Below are 20,033 nucleotides of genomic sequence, written 5' to 3' on the forward strand. Positions count from 1 at the left end.
CGCTGACATGGCGCATGACCGCGGGGTCCGACGCGAGCCGCTCCTAGTGGCCGACGTTGTGAACTAGATCGATGGCGTACTGGTTCACGAAGTTGCCGGCCGGTGGATCACCTTTGCCGCACGTCCCGTCGGATTCACCGGGACGTTTGATCCACAGGTAGGCGTCGGCATGCGCGCCCGCAGTAGCCGCGGTAGGCGGGGTGCCGAGCGCACGACCGCTGGGGTTGCACCAGTTCAGGTCGGAGTCGGGCGCCGGCCCGGCACCGTTGCGAGACGTGTCGATTACATAGTGCGAACCATTCGTGAGCCCGGAAATCGCCTCGCCGTAACCGATCTCGTCCTCGGTGGTGAAGAAGTTCGCAGTGTTGACGCTGAAACCCCGCGCGTGGCCGACACCGGCCTGGTTGAGCCTGGCGGCCATGTCGTCGGCGCTGTGCCAGCGCAGGTGACCCGCGTCGACGTAGACGGCCGCGTTCGGATCCCGGGTCAGCGTGTCGACGGCGTAGCGAATCAGGTCGAAGCGCTCTTGGCGCTGATCACCCGACAGGCAGTCGGCCATGGCGAGCGCATCGGGCTCGACGATGATCGCCACCCGGGAGGCGCCCACACCGGACGCGATGCCGTCGATCCAGCCTCGGTAGTCATCGGCCGACCTCATGCCGCCGGCGGCGAAGCTGCCACAGTCGCGGTGGGGGATTCCGTACAGCGCGAGGATCGGGATGGCGCCCGCAGCGGTGGCATCGCCGACATACTTCCCGACCGTTCCCGCCGACGAGCCCGGGACGATCCAGTAGGCCTGCGGTGTGTTGGCGATGGCCGTCAGCTCGGGGCTTGGCGGATCGGCGCTCTGCGCGGCGCGCATGGCGGCCGACGTGGGGTTGACGTAGAACGGCGCCCCGGCCAACGGATCCCCGTCGGCAACCAGGCGCACCGCCGGGGCAGGACGAACCTGGTCAGGGCCGCCGAATTGTGCAATGCCGGTGACGGCCGCAACCGTGAGCAAGGGGACGATCCATCGCGCGACTGCACCAGCAGCGGAGACCTTCACCTCAGAGAAGTTAGTGGCTCGCGGTCATCCAGCGCCAATCGTCGACGCCCCGATCCATGGTTCGGTCGTTCTGGAGATGGCCGGGGCCACCGGCTTACATCGATCCGGCCCCGCCTGGACCTCCGCCAAGCAGATTGGCCGCAAAGGCTGCGCCCTGGCCGATCACTGCCGTGTTGGTCGAATACGTGTCGTGTGCGGCGAAATTCATGCCCTCGGAGCAGATCGGGTCCTGGGCAGCGCACACCTGGATGGTCTTGGCCGCATAGAGCGGCCCGATGACGACGGGCGGCTCGCCGAAGAACTTCATCGCCTTTTCGTTGGGCAAGGCGTAGAGGACAACGGAGGAGACGTGGTTGGCCACTTCCGGATCCAATGGTTTGGGCACTGCCGCGGGATCGATCCCGTCCGGTACGACAGGCGAGGTGACGAAGCCCATCACGGCCGCGCCTTGGGAGTAACCGCCGAGCACCATCTTGGTGTTGGGACAGTTATGCGCCATCGAAACGACGTGCGCACCCGCGTCTCTGACGCCGGCCTCTCCCGCGTTCGTCCAGTCGTGGGTAGCGGGGTAATCCACCGGATATACGTCGAACGACCTAGCACCAATGCTCGAATGCAACGAGTCGACGAAAGCCTGTCCGGTCGGGCCGAGGCCGGGTGGATCGTCGGTGCCGCGGGCGAACACCACCTGAACGTCCGGGCACGGATCTGCGACGGCGGTGGGGACGGCGGACACGAGCACCCCAGCGGCAACACTCGACGCCGCGGCTACTGCAGCAGCAAGGAAACTAGAGCTGTGACGTGCAATCATGCCGCCGTGTTCCCTTAAGTGTGATTTTTAAACCGCGACTTTTCGGCCGCAGACGGTGCCGGACACAAATTTGCAGACACAATGATCAGCCAGCTTCTAGCAAATCTGAAACCGCTGAGGTTCCCCGCTGCCGTCGATAGACGTGGCGGATCGCTGCCGAATGAACGCGACGGGCGGAACGGACGTCGAGGGCGCTCCCCGGTTTGTCCACCACCTTGGCACCGCCAGCTGGTCCGCACCGGCTTGACGCCGTTCTCCGGGAAGCTCTCGTCTAGTAATCCCCACACTTGTGCGGTCATTAACCGCTCTGATGGGCGATAGCAAGGCTGTGGCCAGAGCCCGCGGCATATGCGACGACGTGGTCAATGCTCGTCACACGGGCAGGCCCATTGTCACCGATCACGCCGGTTCCAAGCTCGCCGACATCATTGCTGCCCCACGCCCATAGTGTTCCGTTGGGTTCATTCGTCGTGTTGAAGCGGGCGGTCCCAGAGGAAATATAGGTACGGCAGGTGACCCGTATTCAGGTCACTGGCTGTCGCTGCCGGGTATTGGTCTGCGTACACGATGGCGGCATACGACGCCGTGTGTCTAAATCCATTTAAGCGTGACCTATTTCGACCGACCTGTCCCGCCGTGCCAGGAGCCTGACCCTTGCTTGTGTTGGGAGTGGCTGTATGTGCCATCTGCGTCGGGAAGGTTGCTCCGTGTGTGGTCTGGCGAGGGCACGCATTGCCCGTTGGCATTTGTGTAGCCGCCGCACGACGGAAATGGGGCCATCGGCGACAGCGGTGCCACCACCGAGAGCGGTTGTGCGCTGACGACGGGCGCCGTACCGATAGTGCCTCCGATGAAAATTGCAGTGCCAACGAGCACCGAACGGACCATTCGCATAACTCCCCTGAGTCCCCTTGCAACGATCTGTTGTGGCAGTCCCGAGTACCCCTAGGGAGGCTAGCTTGAGAGCCGACGTTCTGGAGGCAATTTTCAGACGAAAGTACCAAAAGGTCTCGCAGGACTCGACCAAAACCAAGCTCGCCGCTCGCGGACGACACCCACCACACGAAGGTCGGAACATCCGAGAAACCAAGAGCCTTGGTGTCATGCCATGCCGCACGTAGCACACCTGTTGTGGCGCAACGCCCGACTAAACTCGCCGATGGAGCCTGATCGTGGTTTCCGAAATCGCCAGTGTGGGTCCAGGCTGCAACCTCTTTCGGGATCCGCATATGTCGCCCAATACGAGACAGCGCTGAGTTGCGCTGGGGCCTGGTCGCTTTGGTTGACTACGTAGGTCACCACCGCGCCGGATTTTAACCGGAACCCCTACGGCGCGACGTGGTGCGCCGTCGGTAGACGCTCCAATCGCCGCTTGAGCTGGGGTTGTGTTCCTGCAGCTACAGCCGTAGCGGTGAGCCCTGGGTTGTTTGGGCCTCGCCGTTTGTTTCACGAACAGCCTGTCCCTGGTTTCGGAAGATGGTCGCTGGACTGCTCCACCCCATTGGTCTCATCTGTCTCATTTGTCAAAACGGCGTACAGCCAACGGTATTCGCAGTAGGCTCGGCTCGAAAGTCTCGTCGCTGCCGATTCGGGTGTGCGGCTACGCCCCCGCTCAATCGGAAAAGACACTAGACGACTGATGAATAAACTGACCCGCGCTGTCGGGGCGTTGGCCGCGGTCGCGGCGGCAACCCTCCCCGCCAGCGGCATTGCAATCGCGTCACCTCACACGCAAGCACCGAATCCTCCGCAACCCGGCCACGGGTCGAGCGGTGGCGGGCTTGGCGGTGGCTCCTTCGGCGGCGGTGGGCCGTCCGGCGGCGGTCTGTTCCCGCGTCCGCAGCAACCCGTTCAACCGCCACCAGTACAGGCGCCACCGCCCGTGCAGCACCCCGCTCCGGCTCCTGTTGAGGAAGCGCCAGCGCCGCCCGTGCATCAGCCGCCCGTGCAGCACCCCGCTCCCGCTCCTGTTGAGGAAGCGCCAGCGCCGCCCGTGCAGCAGCCGTCCGTGCAGCAGCAGCCGCAGGAAGAACCTGCACCACCCGTGCACAAACCGGACCCGCCGCAGCATCAGGAACCTGCACCCGTGAACAAGCCCGACCCGCAATTGCAGGAACCCGCGCCCCCCGCACACGCACCTCAACAGAAGCAACCCAGCGGCCCGAACAGCGAGCCGCACGCTGGTGGTCCGACTGATGCGATACCAGGACAGCACACCGATTCTGGCTTCCAAACCGACGGGCCGATGCCGCCGCGCGGCGGTGGTTCGACTGACCCGCACACGGATGTAACCGTGCCCGACGGGCCGGTGCCAGGACACACCGGTCCCGGCACACAGACTGACGGCCCCCTACCCCGCGTCGGCGGGCAGACCATGCCCAGCGGTTCGCCGGAGCCGCTAGGACCGCATAACGCGCCGCGACCAGCGCACTCCGAGCCCGGTCAGCAAACCACGGTGATAAACCGCAACGGCGGGACGCAGCAAGTACCGATCGCGGCCAGCCCGCCAGGCGTGGAGGCGTCGTCGCATGAAGCGGTCGAGGCGGCTCGCACCGCACCGCCGAATAAGGTCGATGCTATGTCGCCGCCACCCGTGCGAGTCGACTTTCGTGACCGAACCGAGCACGCGATTCGGGTTAACGTCGACCATGACGAGTCATTCGTCCGACCGCGGCACTGGGATTACATCGACTACGACGAATATCACCGGCCCCGCTTCTTCAACCCGACGGCCAGCGAGATGTCGTTCAGATACTTCTACGGTGGCGACTACCGCACCGTCGTGGTACCGGTGGGTGGAAACGTTGTACTCGACGCCGCGATCGCCGGCGTGTACCCAATCACTGTGGTCGCCGGGGACGTCATCTCCGCGGCCACCTTCATTGGCGGGGCGTTTATCCCGCCTGACGGGTGGGTCGGCCCGCCGCCCGACGACTGGGCACCGTATCAACCGGTCGTGTACGACAGTGTCCCGGTCGACTTCGTCAACGCCGATGGCCAGACAGCGTTGGTGGACCGAGTCACGATGGTCGGTCACGATGACAGCCTGCCGCAAGGCCAGCGCGACGTATTCACTATCAACGATTCGACCCTGGCGCGCGGCCAAGTCACTCCGGCGCCTGATGGCGGCCCGCCGCAGGTGAAGGTGCAGCAGACCCAACCCCTGCCGGGTGTCAGTCCGTGGAACGACGGCAAGCAGTACGTCAATACGCAGGTGACTCCCCTGGCCGCCAGCCACCGCAACCTCGTCCCGTGGATTATCTGCGGACTGGCTGCTGTGCTGGCCGCCCTGAGCGGGATCGCAGCCTGGGTGTGGAAGCATCCACGCGGCGCACATGCGTATGCGGCCACCGCGAATGCGCCGACGGAAACCTTCGATCCGATACCGCCCACCAATTGGATGTATGACGCCGCCGACGCCGACCGCACCGGTCGCGCGTGGAGCGAAACGGCCAACTGGCGGCGGCCCCCGGCGAGCTGACTGCAAGCTCGTAGAAAGGACACAGCTACTGACGGCCAACGCGCCGAGCGGCTGGCACTACATGGATCCAACGACGATCGGTGAAGGCGTCCATGAGAACCCTGATCACAGCCGTCGCTGTAATGGACGCGGTTTTGAGCGCCGTCCCGGCCCACGCAGACCCCAACCAGGGCGAGGGCGGCCAAGGCCAAGCTAGCTACCTGACCCAAGTTGAAGAGATGGCACCGGGTCTGGGTAAGAGCGACGCCGTGCTGCTCGCGGACGGTCGGCGGTCTGCGATTACCGGCGCGCTGGTCACGAAAGCATCGACCTGCCGGGTATCGCTGGACCGGAGGTCGCGCGCACTGACCGATCTGTGCCCAGAAGTCCGTGACTTGTGATGGCGAATCAAGTATGGCGGTGGCGGAGGGATTTGAACCCTCGGACGGTTTTAGCCGTCACACGCTTTCGAGGCGTGCTCCTTAGGCCGCTCGGACACGCCACCGCCGAGCAGCTTACCCAACCGAGGGCCGGTCACCCCAATCGCTGGCGGGCGAAGAAGGCCTCCAGCGGCGCGGCACACTCCTGCGCCAGCACACCACCGCGCACCTCCGGGCGGTGATTGAGCCGCCGATCGCGGACCACGTCCCACAACGACCCGACCGCTCCCGTCTTGGGCTCCCAGGCACCGAATACCAGCCGCGCGATGCGGGACAGCACGAGCGCGCCCGCGCACATGGTGCACGGCTCGACCGTGACCGCGAGCGTGGCGCCTTCCAGCCGCCACCCGTCCCCGAGCGCCTCGGCCGCGGCACGCAGCGCCAAAATCTCGGCGTGGGCAGTCGGGTCTCCGCATGCCTCGCGGGCATTGACCGCGCGGGCCAGTTCCGTTCCGTCGGCGCCAATCACCACCGCCCCGATCGGCACGTCACGCGGACCCGCCGTCGCGGCAACCGACAATGCGGAGCGGATCAGGTCCTCGTCGCTGGTCACCGATGGTCCTGATGGCGGCGACCCGCCGCGCCCGGCTCCGCCGCGCTTGCGATCACCGACGGTCCTGATGGCGGCGACCCGCCGCGCCCGGCTCCGCCGCGCTTGCGATCACCGACGGTCCTGATGGCGGCGACCCGCCGCGCCCGGCTCGGTCATTCGTGGCGACCCGCTGCGCCCGGCTCGGCCGCGCTTGCGATCGCCACCGCCGCGCTTGCGATCACCGACCGAGGCGGTCGATCACCGCCGACAACTCATCGGCGAAGCCCATCTCACGAGCAATCCGGCCCAACTGTTCGTCGGCGTACAGATCGGTCTCGTCGAGGATTACCCCAAGCACCGCCTCGGGCAGCCCGACGTCGGATAACAGCCCTAAGTCGCCCTCTTCGAAGGGGTCTGAGTCCTCGAGATCCTCTGGATCGATGTCGGCGTCCAGCTTGTCGAGCACTTCCGCGGCGATGTCGTAGTCCAGCGCGGCGGTGGCATCGGAGAGCAACAACCGTGTCCCCGACGGAGCCGGCCGCACGATGACGAAGAATTCGTCGTCCACGTCCAGCAGGCCGAACACCGCCCCGGAACTGCGCAATTCACGCAGCTCCGTTTCCGCGGCCGACAAACTCAACAGCGACTTCCGGGCCATCGGAGCACACCGCCACTGCCCCTCCTCACGCACCACCGCAACGCCGAAACCGTCCGGCGTGTCGGCGGACAGGCGCTGGGCGGAGGCCCGTTGTGCTCCCATGGCCGCTTACGGTAGTCCCTGACCAGGCCTCTGACCAGATGGCGCCTGGTAGCCGCGAGGTCTGACGGCGCCATTCCCGGCCGAATGTGCCAACCTTGGAGTGTGGCAAGCCCTCGTTCTAAGACACCGGTGTGTGTGCTCGGGCTGGGGCTGATCGGTGGCTCGATTATGCGGGCCGCCACGGCGGCCGGCCGTGAAGTATTCGGCTACAACCGCTCGGTCGAGGGCGCGCAGGCCGCTACCGCCGATGGATTCGACGCGGGCACCGATCTGATCGCGACCCTGTCTCGCGCCGCCGGCTCCGAGGCGTTGATCGTGCTGGCCGTGCCGATGCCGGCGATGGCGGGCATGCTCGCCCACATCAAAGAGACGGCTCCGGCGTGTCCGCTGACCGACGTCACCAGCGTCAAGCAAGCGGTGCTCGATCAGGTGGTCGCGGCAGGTCTGCAGGAGCGCTTTGTCGGGGGCCACCCGATGGCGGGCACGGCGCATTCGGGATGGACCGCCGGCTACGCCGGATTGTTCACCGGAGCCCCATGGGTGGTCAGCGTCGACGATCATGTCGATCCCTCGGTCTGGTCGATGGTGATGACGTTGGCGCTGGACTGCGGCGCAGTGATCGTGCCGGCCAGGTCCGACGAACACGACGCCGCCGCGGCGGCCATCTCGCACCTGCCCCACCTGCTCGCGGAGGCGCTGGCGATCGTGGCTGGAGATGTCCCGTTGGCATTCGCATTGGCAGCGGGGTCATTCCGGGACGGAACCCGGGTGGCGGGCACCGCCCCAGACCTGGTCCGGGCGATGTGCGAAGGCAACTCCGACCAATTGGCGCCCACCGTTGATCGCGCCATCGAGTTGCTGAACCGTGCCCGCGAATCGTTGGCTTCCCACAACTCGGTCGCCGACCTCATCGAGGCCGGCCATGCCGCCCGCACGCGGTACGACAGCTTTCCGCGCAGCGACATCTTCCACGTTGTCATCGGCGCGGAGGACTGGCGTCAGGAACTGGCCGCGGCGGGCCGGGCCGGCGGGGTGATCAGATCCGCTCTGCCAAGCCTGGATAGTCGACGATGAATCCCTCATCGTCGACGCTGACCGTGGTATCGGAGATCGGCGAGTGCAACTTGATCTCGTCCAGACTGCCGGTGCTGCTGTAGCTCACGGTATCCGCGGTGATCGACATGTCCGGCACGTTCACATAGACCACCGGCAGCGTGACCGAGGCCGCCCGCTCGTATAACCCGAGCCGCCGGATGGGCAGCGCATTGAAGAACGGGCTGAACTCCACGTCGACGTCGAGCGCACCGTTGTAGGCCGCGCGGTGCTCGCCCTGATGATCGGTGACCAGCCACATGTTCTCTTCGTCGCGGGCGAAGGAGAACACGCGTTCCCGCTCGGCCAGGGTCACGGTCATGCCCAGCCGCTTGGTGGCGCCGGTCTCATCGGTCAGCAGATCGTAGTAGGCGCCGAACGCCGGATGGGCCTCGGTTGCGGCGGCAATGATGCGGCCGTTGGCCTTGATTCTGTTGCCGGACACCTGGAGTCGTACCGATTCCATCCGGGGTGCATCCTGTGCGCGCCAGGTGAGCATCGCCTGCCACACGCGGCGCGACGGTTCAGAGGGGGCTGCGTTCACTCATCTACCGTAAGACGTGCCCGCCAACCGCTGCGGAAGTGCCCGGTATGTTCGGCGCAGCCGCCCGGTCCCCGGCACCGAAGCCCACACCGCCAGCGCCAGCAGTCCGTCGAGCACCAGCGCCAACCCGGCCACCATCAGCGCGCCGACCAGGGCGAGATGAAACTCGCGTTCTTTGATCCCGTCGATCAGGTATCTGCCCAGACCACCAAGGCTGGCGTAGGCGGCCACCGTCGCGGTGGCAACCACCTGCAACGTCGCGTTACGCAGTCCACCCAGGATCAACGGCAAGGCGTTCGGCACTTCGACGCGCATCAACACTTGGGCCTCGGTCATACCCATCGCCCGGGCGGCGTCGACCACCGTCGGCTCGACATTGGCAACCCCGGCATAGGTGCCGGCCAGCAACGCCGGCACACCCAGCAGCATCAGCGCCACCAGCGACGGACCCAGGCCCAGCCCGAACTGCAGCGTCCCGAACAGCAACACGCCCAACGTCGGCAGAGAACGCAAGCCGTTGACGGCGCCGACCACCAGCAGCGTGCCGCGGCCGGTGTGCCCGATGATCAGCCCGACGGGAATCGCGATCAGCGCCGAGGCACCCACCGCCAGGGCGGTGTACTCGAGATGCTCGAGGACGCGGGCCGCGAGTCCAACCGGGCCGGTCCAGTTGTCGACGGTCAGCACATAGGAGATCGCCGCCTCGACGAAGTTCACCGTGCGCCACCCACCACGGGTGCCACGACCGAGCGGCGGCCGGTGGCGCGGGTGGCGTGTGCCCACGGCGTGGCCAGCCGGCCGGCCAGCACGATGAGCACGTCGATGACCACCGCCAGCAGAAACAGCGCGATGATGCCGGCCAGAATCTGATCGCTCTTGTTGGTTTGGTAACCCTGGGTGAACCAGCTGCCCAGGCCGCCGATGCCGATCACCGAACCGACCGAAACCATCGCGATATTGGTGACCACGACCACCCGCAAACCGGCGATGAGCACCGGAATGGACAGTGGCAGTTCGACTTTCAACGTTCGCGTGATCGGCGAGTAACCGACCGCGGTAGCGGCGTCACGTACCTGGGCAGGCACGGCGTCCAGCGCCTCGAGCACCGCCCGCACCAGTAGCGCGGCGGTGTAAGCCGTCAACGCCACCATGACGTTGGCTTCGTCGAGGATGCGGGTTCCGATCAGCATCGGCAACACCACGAACAGCGCCAGCGAGGGAATGGTGAACACGACGCTGGCGGCCGCCGTCGTCAGCCGGCGGGCGATTCGCGTGCGCTGCACCAGCATGCCCAGCGGCAGCGCGATCGTGAGCCCGATCAGCACCGGTATCAACGACAGCCACAGATGTAGGACGGTCAGCGCCCGGGCGTCATCGAGATGGGTCAGCAGATAGCGCATCGGCTAAGTCCCTTGAGGTTCCGGTGAACCCAGTCGTTGGGCCTGGACGGCGGTCAACACGTCGGCGGCAAGCACACCGCCGATCACCTTGCCGCCGTCGTCAACGGCCACGCCGATCCCCGACGGAGACGACAGCGCCGCGTCCAGCGCCTGGCTGAGATTGCCTCGCGGTCGAAACAGCGATCCGACCCCGCTCATGCTTTCGGACAACGACAGATTCTCGCCGTACCGACGCAGTCCCGCCTCGTCGATCCAGCCGAGGGGCACACCGGCATCGTCGATGACGACCGCCCAGCCGTCGGAAAGCTTTGCCTCTGACAACTTCTCGGCAGTGATCCGTTCGACGTCGTGCAGCGGCAGACCAGCCGCGTCGAGCAGTTGCAACCATCGATAACCGCGGCCCAGGCCGATGAACCTCGACACGAAATCATTGGCCGGCCGCGACAGCAGCCGCCCGGGTTCGTCGTACTGCTGCAACGAACCGCCCTTGAACACCGCCACCCGTTCGCCGAGCCGCAGCGCCTCATCGATGTCATGAGTGACGAAGACGATGGTCTTGTGCATTTCGCTTTGCAGACTCAGTATTTCGTCCTGCAGGTCGTGGCGTACCACCGGATCGACGGCGGAGAACGGCTCGTCCATCAACAGGATCGGGGGGTCGGCGGCAAGCGCGCGCGCCACGCCGACCCGTTGTTGCTCTCCGCCGGAGAGCTGCGCGGGGTAGCGGGTCGCGAGTTTGGCGTCCAACCCCACCCGTTCGAGCACCGCGTAGGCGGCTTTGCGAGCGGCCCGGCGTGGCTGCCCTCGTAAAACTGGAACCGTTGCCACGTTGTCGATTACGCGTTGGTGGGGCATCAGTCCGGCGTGCTGGATGACGTATCCGATGCCGAGGCGCAGCTTTACCGGGTCGCGGGTACAAACATCGACGCCGTCGATCGAGATGGTGCCCGAGGTGGGCTCCATCATCCGGTTGATCATGCGCAGTGCGGTGGTCTTACCGCTGCCGGAGGACCCGACGAATACCGTCAGCTTGCCGTTGGGGATGCTCAGGCTGAGCTGGTTCACCGCGGTGGTGCCGTCGGCGAAGGCCTTGCTGACGTTGTCGAAGATGATCAAGTCATCCTCCGATCGGATGGTCGAAGCCGTTGACCTGTACCCAGTTTCGCGCCGCATCGTCGGGGTCGATGCCCGAGTTTCCCGACACCGCGGCGTTGAGTCCGGCGACACCGGAAGTCGTCAGCTTCGCTGAGACCGCGTCCAGCACCACCTTCAGACGATCGGATCGCTTTTCCGAATTAAGTAGTGGCACAATGTTTCCAGCTATGAAATTGTGCTCGGGGTCGTCGAGGACCACCAAATGATTCTGCGGTATGGCCGGTGATGTGGTGAAGATATTGGCGGCATTCACCCTTCCCTCGATCAGCGCGCGCACGGTTACCGCACCTCCGCCGTCGTCGATGGCGACGAAGTTGCCCGGCCTGATGTCGAGTCCATACTTCTGCCGCAGCCCCGGCAGGCCCGCAGGCCGTGTCGCGAAGGCCGAAGGCGCCCCGAATCGCACGTCCGCCGAATGGGGAGCCAAATCGGCGATCGCCTTCAGGTTCCAGGAGTTCGCAGTTTGCCCAGTCACGCTGACCGTATCGGTGTCGGTGGCCGGGGCGGGCGTCAGAATCGACAGGTCAGCGGGCAGGCGCTGGTCGAGCTCCCGCTCGACGGCCGCCAAGGTGGTGGCGTTGGACTGCGGCCAGACATAGAGCAGCAGATTGCCGATGTACTCCGGCACCAGGTCAATGGAATGGTCTTTGAGCGCAGGAATATACGTCTCCCGGCTACCGATACCCATTCGCTTGCCCACTTCGAAACCATTGGCCTGCAACGCTTGTGCGTAGATTTCGGCGATGATCTGCGATTCGGGGAAGTCACCGGAACCAATGACAATGGAGTTAGGACTGCGAACCTGCGCTCCCAGCGGATCGGAATTGCTGCACGCCGCAACGACGGACATCGCGATCGCAAACGCTGCCGCGCGCGCGATCGCGCCCCGCGGGCGCGGGAGTGTCCTCATACCGCCGACCCTAACTCCCGAACCTCGCGGGCGGGGGCACGTGAGAACGGTTGCCCGAATCGGTTTCAATCTGCGTCGGATAGGGCAAAGATGGCATTATGAGCAGCCAAACCCCTGCCTCGCCCGGGCAGCCGCCCCCCGAGCCCACCCCTGCGGCCAAGACCGGCGCACCCGCCAAAGAACCGGCCATCGGGTTCACCCGCGCCGGTGCCTTGTGGTCCTCGCTGATCGCCGGCTTCGTGATCCTGATCCTGTTGCTGATCTTCATCACCCAGAACACGACACCGACGGACTTTCAGTTCTTGGGCTGGCACTGGAGCCTGCCCAAGGGCGTCGCGATCTTACTGGCGGCCGTGGTCGGCGGGTTGATCACGGTGGCGGTCGGAACCGCGCGGATCTTGCAGCTGCGTCGCGCGGCGAAAAGGCAACACGCGGCCGCCGCGCGCTAGCCGGGCAGCTTGGCCAGTTCAGCCAAACCCCTGGAGATCAGCGGCGCCACCACCTCCGGTGCGTGGTCGGAGTCCATGCCGCGGGCTTGATCCGACATCCGCCGGCGGAAGTCGATGCCCGCGGCGATGATGGCGAGCTTGAAGTAGGCCAACGCCATATAGAACTCCCAATGCGCCAACGGTGTACCGGCCGCCAACGAGTACCGGTCGGCCAGTTCGTCCGCCGTCGGCAACAACGGCGATGTCCAAGCGGCTTGCGCGTTGACGATCAAATCCAGCGCCGGGTCGCGATATACGCACATGAGGGCCGCGTCGGATAGCGGATCGCCCAGCGTGGAGAGCTCCCAGTCGACGACGGCACGAACCTTCGTCGGATCCTCGGCATCCAGGATCGTGTTGTCGATCCGGTAGTCGCCGTGCACGATCGACGTGCGGCTCTGCTGCGGAATAGCCTCGCTCAGACCGGAATGCAGGCGTTCTACGTCGGCATCGCGCCGATCTTCGGGCAACCGCACCAGCGACCATTGCGAGCCCCATCGCCGCACCTGACGCTCCAGATAACCGCTGGGCTTGCCGAAATCGGCCAGACCGACGGCATTGGGATCGACGTTGTGTAGGTCGACAAGCACCCGGATCAACGAGTCGACGCAGCCCCCAATGACGGTGTGGCTGAACGATTCGAGTTGAGCGCGACGGCGCACCACCTGCCCGGCGACGAAGTCGACGATCTGGAAGGGGGCGCCGAGCACCGAATCGTCCTCGCAGAGCGCGATCGTGCGCGCCACCGGAACCGGCGTGTCCTGCAGCGCGGCAACGACGCGATACTCGCGGGCCATGTCGTGCGCGGACGGGGTCAACCCGTGCAGCGGCGGTCGCCGCACCAGCCAACTGGTGCTGTCGTCGTAGACACGGAACGTCAGATTGGAGCGGCCACCCGAGATGAAGTCCGCGCGTAACTCGCCGTCGCGCCCGATCCCGAGTGAACGCAGGTAGGAGTCCAACGAGGCCAGGTCGAGCCCCTCGAGTTGGTCAGCTGAAGTCACCGAACTTGTCTACCATCGCCGACCCCGATCCGGTGCACCACCTGCGATGTGCCGGTCTTGCGCTCAGCCCGCGCCGCGGCTCGCGTCGTCGTCGAGCATCCTTTGGTTCCGCGGCAACAGGTCCCAGACGTGTTCGGTGGTGTTGACCGCGGCGACCGTCGCTTGACCGGACCGGGAGAACAACAGCCGGGTGACCGACGCGTAGTCGACGGGAAAGGACAGCAGTCGCGCGGTACCCAGAATCTCGTGCAGGAGGACGTTGATGACCCCGCCGTGGCTGAACACCGCGACGGTGTCGTCGGGGTCGGCGGTGGCCACGAGGTCGTCGACCGCGGCGCGCACCCGGGCAAGGAAAGCATCCTCGTCGACCGCGCTCGGCAGATGCCCCTGAGCCAGTCGCGCCCACTCTTCGGGCATCTCCGCGCGGATCTGCTCGACGGGGATGTACACCGGCAGGTCGCGGTCGTACTCGGCGAAACGGTCGTCGATCTCGACGGTCAGGCCGCGATTCGCCGCGACCGGTTCGGCGGTCTGGATGGCCCGCCGCTGCGGACTGCTCACCACGCGCGAAATGGGAAACCTGGCGAGCGCCTTAGGTAGTCGTTGGATCTGGGCCAACCCTTCGTCCGACAGGTCCGGGTCGGAACCTTGACCGTGCTCGCTGCGCAGCGGCAGCGCGTGCCGGACCAGAAGCACTTGCATATGTCTTCCCGTCTTATCGAACGTTATGCCGGTCGAAGTCTCTCATCGCCCGCTCTCCGTCGTTCACGGCGTGCACAATGACATCGCTGTACCCAAGCATCGCTGTACCCAACTCAATGCGCTCTAGCGGCAAGGAGGACGGATGACCGAACCGGACCGGGATTGGGACGCCGCCTACCGGCAAGCCGTTCCGCCGCCGTGGAGCATCGGCCGGCCCCAGCCGGCGCTGGCGCAGCTCATCGACCAAGGCAAGGTGCGCAGCGAGGTGCTGGACTCCGGCTGCGGCCACGCCGCGCTCTCGCTGACGCTTGCCGCACTCGGCCACACCGTCGTCGGCCTGGATGCGAGCGCGACCGCGATTGCCGCGGCCACCGCCGCGGCCGCCGAGCAAGGGCTCACCACGGCGACCTTCGCCCAGGCCAACGTCACCACCTTCGGCGGCTATGACGGCCGCTTCTCCACCATCCTGGACAGCGGGCTGTTCCATGCGCTGCCGACCGACCGGCGCCAGGACTATGTGCAATCCATCTTCCGCGCCGCGGCCCCCGGCGCCTCGCTGTACATCCTGGCCTTCGCCGCCGGGGCACTCGACGACGCCCATTCGGACCGGCCTGGCCCGCCCGGCTTCACCGAAACCGAATTGCACGATGCCGTCGCGACGCTCTGGCGGGTTGACGACGTTCGCCTCGCGAAGGTGTACGGCACAGACGACACATTCGGATCGCCGGACGGTCCGCTTTCGCACCTGGAGCACGATGACGAGGGCCACTTCATGGCACCCGGATTTCTATTGGCCGCGCACAAGCCGGACTGAGCCGCAGTGGCCGCGGCGAGCATGGAGAATGCTATTCTCCATCCTGAGATTGGGGTGTGCAGTGATGGTTGGACGGTGACAAGCGTGGCCGACTCGGGACTGGACGCGGGCGTGCTCGCCCGATGGCTGGATGCCAATGGCGCGCCGGGTGATGGAGAAGAGCCGCGGCTGACCGAGCTGACGGGAGGTTCGCAGAACACCCTTTACCTGATCGAGCGCGGCCCGTCGGAAGCCCCCGTGCGGATGGTGTTGCGAATGCCCGGCGCCCGGGCCGACGCCGCCCGCATCGACGGGTTGCTGCGAGAGATTCGCCTGGTTCGGGCGCTGTCCGGCACCGACGTCCCGCACGCGGCGCTGATCGCGGCCGATGAAACCGGCGCCGTGCTCGGGATGCCGTTCTACGTCATGCAGGCGATCGACGGCTGGAGCCCGATGGACGGCGGGTGGCAACCCCCGTTCGACACCGACTTCGACGCCCGGCGCGGCCTGGCCTTCCAATTGGTCGACGGCGCGGCCAAGTTGGGCCGCGTGGATTGGCGCAAGCAAGGACTCGAAGGCTTCGGCCGCCCCGACGGATTCCACGAGCGGCAGGTCGATCGCTGGCTGGCGTTTTTGGACGCCTACCGGGTCCGCGAGTTGCCGGGTCTGGACGTCGCATCGGACTGGCTGCGCCGCAACCGTCCCGCCCATTACCGGGCGGGCATCATGCACGGCGACTACCAGTTCGCCAACGTGATGTTCGCGCACGGCAGCCCGGCACGTTTGGCCGCGATCGTGGACTGGGAGATGACCACCGTCGGCGATCCGCTGCTCGACCTGGCATGGTGCCTACTGGGCTACGACGGTGAAAAGCCGCGCGAGGACGGCTTTTATCTCGACATGCGCGGCATGCCTACGCGCAGCGAGCTGTTGGAGCACTACGAGACCGTCAGCGGGTTGCCGACCGAGAACATCGACTACTACCTGGTGCTGGCCAACTGGAAGCTGGGCATCGTGCTGGAAAAGACCTATGCGGCCGGGGTGCGCACCGGGAACGTCGACCCCAAGATCACCGACGCGTTCGGTCCGATGATTCTGCAGCTCATCGCCACGGCGGCCGAACTCGCCCGGTCTAACGAGGGGTCCTGAAATGGGTTACGCCGACAGACTTTTCGACCTCACCGACCGGGTCATCCTGATCACCGGTGGCAGCCGCGGGCTGGGGCGCGAGATGGCGTTCGGCGCGGCCCACTGCGGTGCGGACGTCGTGGTCGCGAGCCGCAACATGGACAACTGCGTCTCGACCGCCAAAGAGATCGAGGCCGAGACCGGCCGTTCCGCGATGGCTTATCAGGTGCACGTGGGACGCTGGGATCAGCTCGACGGCCTGGTCGAGGCGACCTACGAACGTTTCGGCAAGGTCGACACACTGATCAACAACGCGGGCATGTCCCCGTTGTACGACAAGCTCACCGATGTGACCGAGAAGCTGTTCGACGCCGTGGTCAACCTCAACCTCAAGGGCCCATTCCGGTTGTCGGCGTTGGTGGGTGAGCGCATGGTGGCAGCCGGCCGGGGTTCGATCATCAACGTGAGTACGGCCGGCTCACTTCGGCCGACGCCCGACATCATCCCCTACGCCGCGTCCAAGGCCGGTCTCAACGCCATGACCGAAGCATTGGCGAAGGCGTTCGGCCCAGCGGTGCGGGTCAACACGCTGATGGCCGGGCCGTTCCTCACCGACGTGAGCAAGGCGTGGAATCTCGGGTCGGCCGAACAGAAACCGTTCAAGCACCTTTCGTTGCAGCGCGCGGGCGACCCGCGTGAAATCGTGGGCGCAGCACTGTTCTTGGCGTCCGATGCATCCAGCTTCACCACCGGTTCGATCCTGCGGGCCGACGGCGGAATCCCCTGACGTGGCGATCGCAAGCGCGGCGCAGCCGGGCGCAGCGGGTCGCCACCATCGGTCCAGTGGCGATCGCAAGCGCGGCGCAGCCGGGCGCAGCGGGTCGCCACCAATGAAAGGAGTGTTCGAATGTCCTGGGACTTTTCTACCGAGCCCGAGTTCGAGGAGAAGCTCGAGTGGATCCGCGTGTTCGTTCGCGATGAGGTGGAACCGCTCGAGGTGCTGTTTCCGGGCTGCGAGTTTCTGCCGCTGAACGACGAGCGGCGCCGCATTGTCGACCCACTCAAGCAGCAGGTGCGCGACAAGGGTTTGTGGGCACCGCATCTTGGGCCGGAGTTGGGCGGGCAGGGATTCGGCGCGGTCAAGCTGACCTTGATCAACGAGATTCTGGGTCGCAGCCCGTGGGCACCGATCGTCTTCGGGACGCAAGCGCCTGACACCGGCAACGCCGAGATCATCGCCCGCTTCGGAACCCAGGAGCAGAAGGATCGCTATCTGGCTGGGCTGCTGTCCGGGGAGATCTTCTCGTGCTTCTCGATGACCGAGCCGCAGGGAGGCGCGGACCCGAGGGTCTTCACCACCCGCGCCGTCCGTGACGGCGACGAGTGGGTCATCACCGGACGAAAGTACTTCTCCTCCAACGCCTCCGTCGCGTCGTTCTTCATCGTCGTCGCGATCACCGATCCCGACGTACCGGTCCATACCGGCGCTTCGACCTTCCTGATCCCGGCCGGCGCCGAGGGGCTGGCTCTGGAAGCCAACCACCATCTGGTCGGGGCCGACCCACACGAGCCGGGCCATTCGCTGGTGCATTACAACGATGTCCGAGTGCCCGCCGACGCGCTGCTCGGCGATCCCGGCCAGGGCTTTTTGATATTGCAGACCCGACTAGCCGGGGGGCGGCTGCATCACGCGATGCGATCCATCGGGATGGCGCAGCGCGCCGTCGAGATCATGTCGCGCCGGGCGAAAAGTCGCTTCACCCAGGGCAGTCTGCTGGCCGACAAACAACTGGTGCAGGAGTTCGTCGCCGACTCCTACACCGAGCTGATCCCGTTCCGGCTGACGGTGTTGCACGCCGCATGGCTGATCGACAACGGCAAGGAACGCGCCGCCCGAGCCGAGATCGCGGCCTGCAAGATCCTGGCCTCCCAAGTGCTCAAATCGATTGCGCTGCGTGCCATTCAGGTGCATGGCGCGCTGGGGCTGACCGACCAGCTACCACTGGTCAACGTGCTGCTGGGCGGCATTGCGCTGGGTCTGGCGGACGGGCCGACCGAGGCACACAAGGTGAACCTGGCCCGGATGCTGCTGAAGGGTTACGAGGCCGAGGAAGGTGACTGGCCGAGCGAGATGCTCGACGTGCGGCGGGCGGCCGCACGCGCGAAATACGGTGAGCTCGTTGACCTCTAACCGGGTGGCCGCCGCGGTCGAGCGCGCGCTGGACGACCGCCAGCGGGAGGCCACCGAAGAGGTGGAACGCATCCTGGCCGCCGCGGTGCGCGTCATGGAACGGGTCGCGCCGGAACCACCTCGGGTCAGCGATATCGTCGCCGAGGCGGGTTCGTCGAACAAAGCGTTCTATCGTTACTTCGCCGGTAAGGACGATTTGATCCTGGCCGTCATGGAGCGCGGGGTGGCCATCGTGGTTTCCTACCTCGAGCATCAGATGGCCAAGGAATCCGAGCCGCGCGCCAAGGTCGTGCGGTGGATCGAGGGCACTCTGGCGCAGGTTGCCGACCCGCACCTGATCAGCATGACCCGAGCGGCGGCCGGCCAGATGTCGGCCGGTGCCAGTTGGCGCGCGGCCGACCAGGCGTTGATGCGGCCGCTTCGTCAGCTTCTCGTTGAACCCGTTGCGGCGCTGGGCAGTAGCGACGTCGAACGCGATGTCGAGGCGGTGTTCAGCTGCACCACGTCGACCATGCGCCGCTATGTCGGCTCGGCCGAGCAGCCCGGTCCTGACGACATCGCACACCTGGCGCATTTCTGTTTACGTGGACTGGGGGTCGGTTGATGCGCGCGGTGATCTGTCGTTCTTATGGCGCACCGGAGGACCTGGTGATAGACGACGTGCCCGATCCCGTTGTGGCTCCTGGCCAACTGCTGGTGCGGGTCCGCGCGGCCGCGGTCAACTTCCCCGACGTGCTCTTCATCGCCGGCAAGTACCAGGTGAAAATTCCGCCGCCGTTCATCCCCGGCAATGAGATTGCCGGCGAGGTCATCGCCGCGGGTGACGGCGTGTCGTTTCGCCCCGGGCAGCGGGTCTCCGGCACCACATTCGGGGCGTTCGCCGAACAGGCGCTGCTCGACGGGAGTCAGGCCGAGCTCGTGCCCGACGACGCCGACTTCGCCTCGGCCGCCGCGTTCGGCGTCACCTACCGCACCGCCTATCACGCGCTGCGCTCGACGGCCGGTGTCGGACAGGGAGATTGGGTGGTCGTGCTCGGGGCTGCGGGCGGCGTGGGTCTGGCCGCGGTCGACCTCGCGGCCGCGCTGGGGGCCCGGGTGCTTGCAGCGGCGTCGAGCGGGGAGAAGCTCGAGTTGTGTCGGCAACGCGGGGCCGAGGCGACCGTGGACTACGACCGCGAGGATCTGAAAACGCGGATCCGTGAACTCACCGGTGACAGCGCCCGTGTGGTGCTGGACCCGGTGGGCGGCTCGTATTCGGAGCCGGCACTGCGCGGACTCGCGCGTGGCGGCACCTTTGTCACGTTGGGCTACGCGGCCGGTACCATCCCCGCGATCCCCCTCAATCTCGTTCTCCTCAAGGACATCTGCGTGCGGGGCATGGAGATTCGCACCTTCATGACCGACCACCCCGACGATGCCGTCCGCGATCTGAAGGAATTGGCTCTGATGTTCGCCGACGGCACGGTGCGGCCGTACATCGGCGCGCGATTCCCCCTCTGCGAGACGGCTGCGGCTTTACGGCATGTGGCCGACCGCAAGGTGCTGGGGAAGGTGGTGATCGACGTCGCGTAACAG

General features: G+C 66.1%; 23 protein-coding genes and 1 tRNA gene. 10 read left to right on the top strand and 14 right to left on the bottom strand.

Annotation, left to right across the window (positions count from 1 at the left end; genetic code table 11):
- Positions 1-43: 43 nt before the first annotated feature.
- From AC5Y4F_RS20065 to AC5Y4F_RS20080, 4 genes are all read right to left on the bottom strand, one after another.
- Positions 44-1,048 (bottom strand): glycoside hydrolase family 6 protein, encoded by a 1,005-nt coding sequence (locus AC5Y4F_RS20065; RefSeq protein WP_499998026.1) that lies wholly within the window; start codon positions 1,046-1,048, stop codon positions 44-46.
- Positions 1,049-1,142: 94 nt separating this feature from the next.
- On the bottom strand, positions 1,143-1,859 hold the full coding sequence (locus AC5Y4F_RS20070; protein WP_067932504.1) for a cutinase family protein: 717 nt from the start codon (positions 1,857-1,859) through the stop codon (positions 1,143-1,145).
- A 298-nt stretch (positions 1,860-2,157) separates the two neighbouring features.
- Complete coding sequence (locus AC5Y4F_RS20075) at positions 2,158-2,382, bottom strand: hypothetical protein (RefSeq protein WP_499998089.1); 225 nt, start codon at positions 2,380-2,382, stop codon at positions 2,158-2,160.
- Positions 2,383-3,579: 1,197 nt separating this feature from the next.
- Complete coding sequence (locus AC5Y4F_RS20080; RefSeq protein ID WP_156749983.1) at positions 3,580-3,930, bottom strand: hypothetical protein; 351 nt, start codon at positions 3,928-3,930, stop codon at positions 3,580-3,582.
- 507 nt (positions 3,931-4,437) lie between these two features.
- On the opposite strand from AC5Y4F_RS20080, the gene AC5Y4F_RS20085 reads away from it, so the two are divergent.
- The gene (locus AC5Y4F_RS20085) at positions 4,438-5,340 is read left to right on the top strand and encodes a hypothetical protein (RefSeq protein WP_499998028.1); all 903 of its coding nucleotides are present in this window, start codon (positions 4,438-4,440) and stop codon (positions 5,338-5,340) included.
- 92 nt (positions 5,341-5,432) lie between these two features.
- Entirely contained in the window at positions 5,433-5,720 is a 288-nt protein-coding gene (locus tag AC5Y4F_RS20090) for a hypothetical protein (RefSeq protein WP_067932509.1), read from the top strand.
- Between the two features lie 14 nt (positions 5,721-5,734).
- On the opposite strand, the gene AC5Y4F_RS20095 is transcribed toward AC5Y4F_RS20090, so the two are convergent.
- The 3 genes from AC5Y4F_RS20095 to AC5Y4F_RS20105 form a co-directional block, all read right to left on the bottom strand.
- Positions 5,735-5,824 (bottom strand) — tRNA-Ser (locus AC5Y4F_RS20095).
- A 29-nt stretch (positions 5,825-5,853) separates the two neighbouring features.
- Positions 5,854-6,312: a nucleoside deaminase gene (locus AC5Y4F_RS20100; protein ID WP_067932511.1), complete on the bottom strand. Its 459-nt coding sequence runs from the start codon at positions 6,310-6,312 to the stop codon at positions 5,854-5,856.
- 217 nt (positions 6,313-6,529) lie between these two features.
- Positions 6,530-7,051, bottom strand: a complete 522-nt coding sequence (locus AC5Y4F_RS20105; protein WP_499998033.1) for a tRNA adenosine deaminase-associated protein — start codon at positions 7,049-7,051, stop codon at positions 6,530-6,532.
- A gap of 129 nt (positions 7,052-7,180) precedes the next feature.
- Here AC5Y4F_RS20105 and AC5Y4F_RS20110 point away from each other — a divergent pair, with 129 nt between their 5' ends.
- On the top strand, positions 7,181-8,125 hold the full coding sequence (locus tag AC5Y4F_RS20110) for a prephenate dehydrogenase (protein ID WP_499998091.1): 945 nt from the start codon (positions 7,181-7,183) through the stop codon (positions 8,123-8,125).
- Here the strand turns inward: AC5Y4F_RS20110 and AC5Y4F_RS20115 are convergent.
- Genes AC5Y4F_RS20115 through AC5Y4F_RS20135 form a run of 5 tightly spaced genes read right to left on the bottom strand, consistent with a single transcriptional unit; the run spans position 8,088 to position 12,152 of the window.
- Positions 8,088-8,687 (bottom strand): putative glycolipid-binding domain-containing protein, encoded by a 600-nt coding sequence (locus AC5Y4F_RS20115; protein ID WP_067932517.1) that lies wholly within the window; start codon positions 8,685-8,687, stop codon positions 8,088-8,090. The two genes, AC5Y4F_RS20110 and AC5Y4F_RS20115, sit on opposite strands and share 38 nt — an antisense overlap.
- A complete protein-coding gene (locus AC5Y4F_RS20120; protein ID WP_067932518.1) occupies positions 8,688-9,404 on the bottom strand; it encodes an ABC transporter permease in 717 nt (238 codons plus the stop codon). It lies immediately after the preceding gene.
- Positions 9,401-10,087, bottom strand: a complete 687-nt coding sequence (locus AC5Y4F_RS20125; protein WP_499998037.1) for an ABC transporter permease — start codon at positions 10,085-10,087, stop codon at positions 9,401-9,403. Before AC5Y4F_RS20125 ends, AC5Y4F_RS20120 begins: the two co-directional genes overlap by 4 nt.
- A 3-nt stretch (positions 10,088-10,090) precedes the next feature.
- The gene (locus tag AC5Y4F_RS20130) at positions 10,091-11,203 is read right to left on the bottom strand and encodes an ABC transporter ATP-binding protein (RefSeq protein WP_499998040.1); all 1,113 of its coding nucleotides are present in this window, start codon (positions 11,201-11,203) and stop codon (positions 10,091-10,093) included.
- A gap of 1 nt (position 11,204) precedes the next feature.
- Positions 11,205-12,152 carry an ABC transporter substrate-binding protein gene (locus AC5Y4F_RS20135; protein WP_499998044.1) on the bottom strand — a complete coding sequence of 316 codons (948 nt, stop codon included), beginning with the start codon at positions 12,150-12,152 and terminating at the stop codon, positions 11,205-11,207.
- Between the two features lie 98 nt (positions 12,153-12,250).
- Here AC5Y4F_RS20135 and AC5Y4F_RS20140 point away from each other — a divergent pair, with 98 nt between their 5' ends.
- Positions 12,251-12,601, top strand: coding sequence for a LapA family protein (locus AC5Y4F_RS20140; RefSeq protein ID WP_499998046.1), 351 nt, complete (start codon positions 12,251-12,253; stop codon positions 12,599-12,601).
- On the opposite strand, the gene AC5Y4F_RS20145 is transcribed toward AC5Y4F_RS20140, so the two are convergent.
- Positions 12,598-13,644 carry a phosphotransferase family protein gene (locus tag AC5Y4F_RS20145; RefSeq protein ID WP_067932528.1) on the bottom strand — a complete coding sequence of 349 codons (1,047 nt, stop codon included), beginning with the start codon at positions 13,642-13,644 and terminating at the stop codon, positions 12,598-12,600. The genes AC5Y4F_RS20140 and AC5Y4F_RS20145 overlap by 4 nt on opposite strands.
- Before the next feature lie 63 nt (positions 13,645-13,707).
- Positions 13,708-14,346, bottom strand: a complete 639-nt coding sequence (locus AC5Y4F_RS20150) for a histidine phosphatase family protein (RefSeq protein WP_499998049.1) — start codon at positions 14,344-14,346, stop codon at positions 13,708-13,710.
- A 142-nt stretch (positions 14,347-14,488) separates the two neighbouring features.
- Here AC5Y4F_RS20150 and AC5Y4F_RS20155 point away from each other — a divergent pair, with 142 nt between their 5' ends.
- The 6 genes from AC5Y4F_RS20155 to AC5Y4F_RS20180 all read left to right on the top strand — a co-directional run bounded on the left by AC5Y4F_RS20155 (position 14,489) and on the right by AC5Y4F_RS20180 (position 20,030).
- Positions 14,489-15,160 carry a class I SAM-dependent methyltransferase gene (locus tag AC5Y4F_RS20155; protein ID WP_499998050.1) on the top strand — a complete coding sequence of 224 codons (672 nt, stop codon included), beginning with the start codon at positions 14,489-14,491 and terminating at the stop codon, positions 15,158-15,160.
- 84 nt (positions 15,161-15,244) lie between these two features.
- Positions 15,245-16,288, top strand: coding sequence for a phosphotransferase family protein (locus AC5Y4F_RS20160; RefSeq protein WP_499998051.1), 1,044 nt, complete (start codon positions 15,245-15,247; stop codon positions 16,286-16,288).
- A gap of 1 nt (position 16,289) precedes the next feature.
- A complete protein-coding gene (locus AC5Y4F_RS20165; RefSeq protein WP_067932537.1) occupies positions 16,290-17,054 on the top strand; it encodes an SDR family NAD(P)-dependent oxidoreductase in 765 nt (254 codons plus the stop codon).
- Positions 17,055-17,174: 120 nt separating this feature from the next.
- On the top strand, positions 17,175-18,458 hold the full coding sequence (locus tag AC5Y4F_RS20170) for an acyl-CoA dehydrogenase family protein (protein WP_067932539.1): 1,284 nt from the start codon (positions 17,175-17,177) through the stop codon (positions 18,456-18,458).
- A complete protein-coding gene (locus tag AC5Y4F_RS20175; protein WP_067932542.1) occupies positions 18,439-19,062 on the top strand; it encodes a TetR/AcrR family transcriptional regulator in 624 nt (207 codons plus the stop codon). The genes AC5Y4F_RS20170 and AC5Y4F_RS20175 overlap by 20 nt, the downstream gene beginning before the upstream one ends.
- Positions 19,062-20,030 carry an NADPH:quinone oxidoreductase family protein gene (locus AC5Y4F_RS20180; RefSeq protein WP_067932544.1) on the top strand — a complete coding sequence of 323 codons (969 nt, stop codon included), beginning with the start codon at positions 19,062-19,064 and terminating at the stop codon, positions 20,028-20,030. Before AC5Y4F_RS20175 ends, AC5Y4F_RS20180 begins: the two co-directional genes overlap by 1 nt.
- Positions 20,031-20,033: the final 3 nt, after the last annotated feature.

The organism is Mycobacterium sp. NGS56 (genome assembly GCF_059812425.1).

What these genes read in the sequence shown, in the direction of transcription:
- AC5Y4F_RS20080 (WP_156749983.1), bottom strand. Translation starts at nt 3,930, where the DNA reads ATGCTGCGGCGGGTCCGGTTTGTGCACGGGTGGTGCAGGTTCTTCCTG.
- AC5Y4F_RS20180 (WP_067932544.1), top strand. Translation starts at nt 19,062, where the DNA reads ATGCGCGCGGTGATCTGTCGTTCTTATGGCGCACCGGAGGACCTGGTG.
- AC5Y4F_RS20140 (WP_499998046.1), top strand. Translation starts at nt 12,251, where the DNA reads ATGAGCAGCCAAACCCCTGCCTCGCCCGGGCAGCCGCCCCCCGAGCCC.
- AC5Y4F_RS20155 (WP_499998050.1), top strand. Translation starts at nt 14,489, where the DNA reads ATGACCGAACCGGACCGGGATTGGGACGCCGCCTACCGGCAAGCCGTT.
- AC5Y4F_RS20135 (WP_499998044.1), bottom strand. Translation starts at nt 12,152, where the DNA reads ATGAGGACACTCCCGCGCCCGCGGGGCGCGATCGCGCGCGCGGCAGCG.
- AC5Y4F_RS20090 (WP_067932509.1), top strand. Translation starts at nt 5,433, where the DNA reads ATGAGAACCCTGATCACAGCCGTCGCTGTAATGGACGCGGTTTTGAGC.
- AC5Y4F_RS20070 (WP_067932504.1), bottom strand. Translation starts at nt 1,859, where the DNA reads ATGATTGCACGTCACAGCTCTAGTTTCCTTGCTGCTGCAGTAGCCGCG.
- AC5Y4F_RS20165 (WP_067932537.1), top strand. Translation starts at nt 16,290, where the DNA reads ATGGGTTACGCCGACAGACTTTTCGACCTCACCGACCGGGTCATCCTG.
- AC5Y4F_RS20125 (WP_499998037.1), bottom strand. Translation starts at nt 10,087, where the DNA reads ATGCGCTATCTGCTGACCCATCTCGATGACGCCCGGGCGCTGACCGTC.
- AC5Y4F_RS20105 (WP_499998033.1), bottom strand. Translation starts at nt 7,051, where the DNA reads ATGGGAGCACAACGGGCCTCCGCCCAGCGCCTGTCCGCCGACACGCCG.
- AC5Y4F_RS20170 (WP_067932539.1), top strand. Translation starts at nt 17,175, where the DNA reads ATGTCCTGGGACTTTTCTACCGAGCCCGAGTTCGAGGAGAAGCTCGAG.
- AC5Y4F_RS20150 (WP_499998049.1), bottom strand. Translation starts at nt 14,346, where the DNA reads ATGCAAGTGCTTCTGGTCCGGCACGCGCTGCCGCTGCGCAGCGAGCAC.
- AC5Y4F_RS20085 (WP_499998028.1), top strand. Translation starts at nt 4,438, where the DNA reads ATGTCGCCGCCACCCGTGCGAGTCGACTTTCGTGACCGAACCGAGCAC.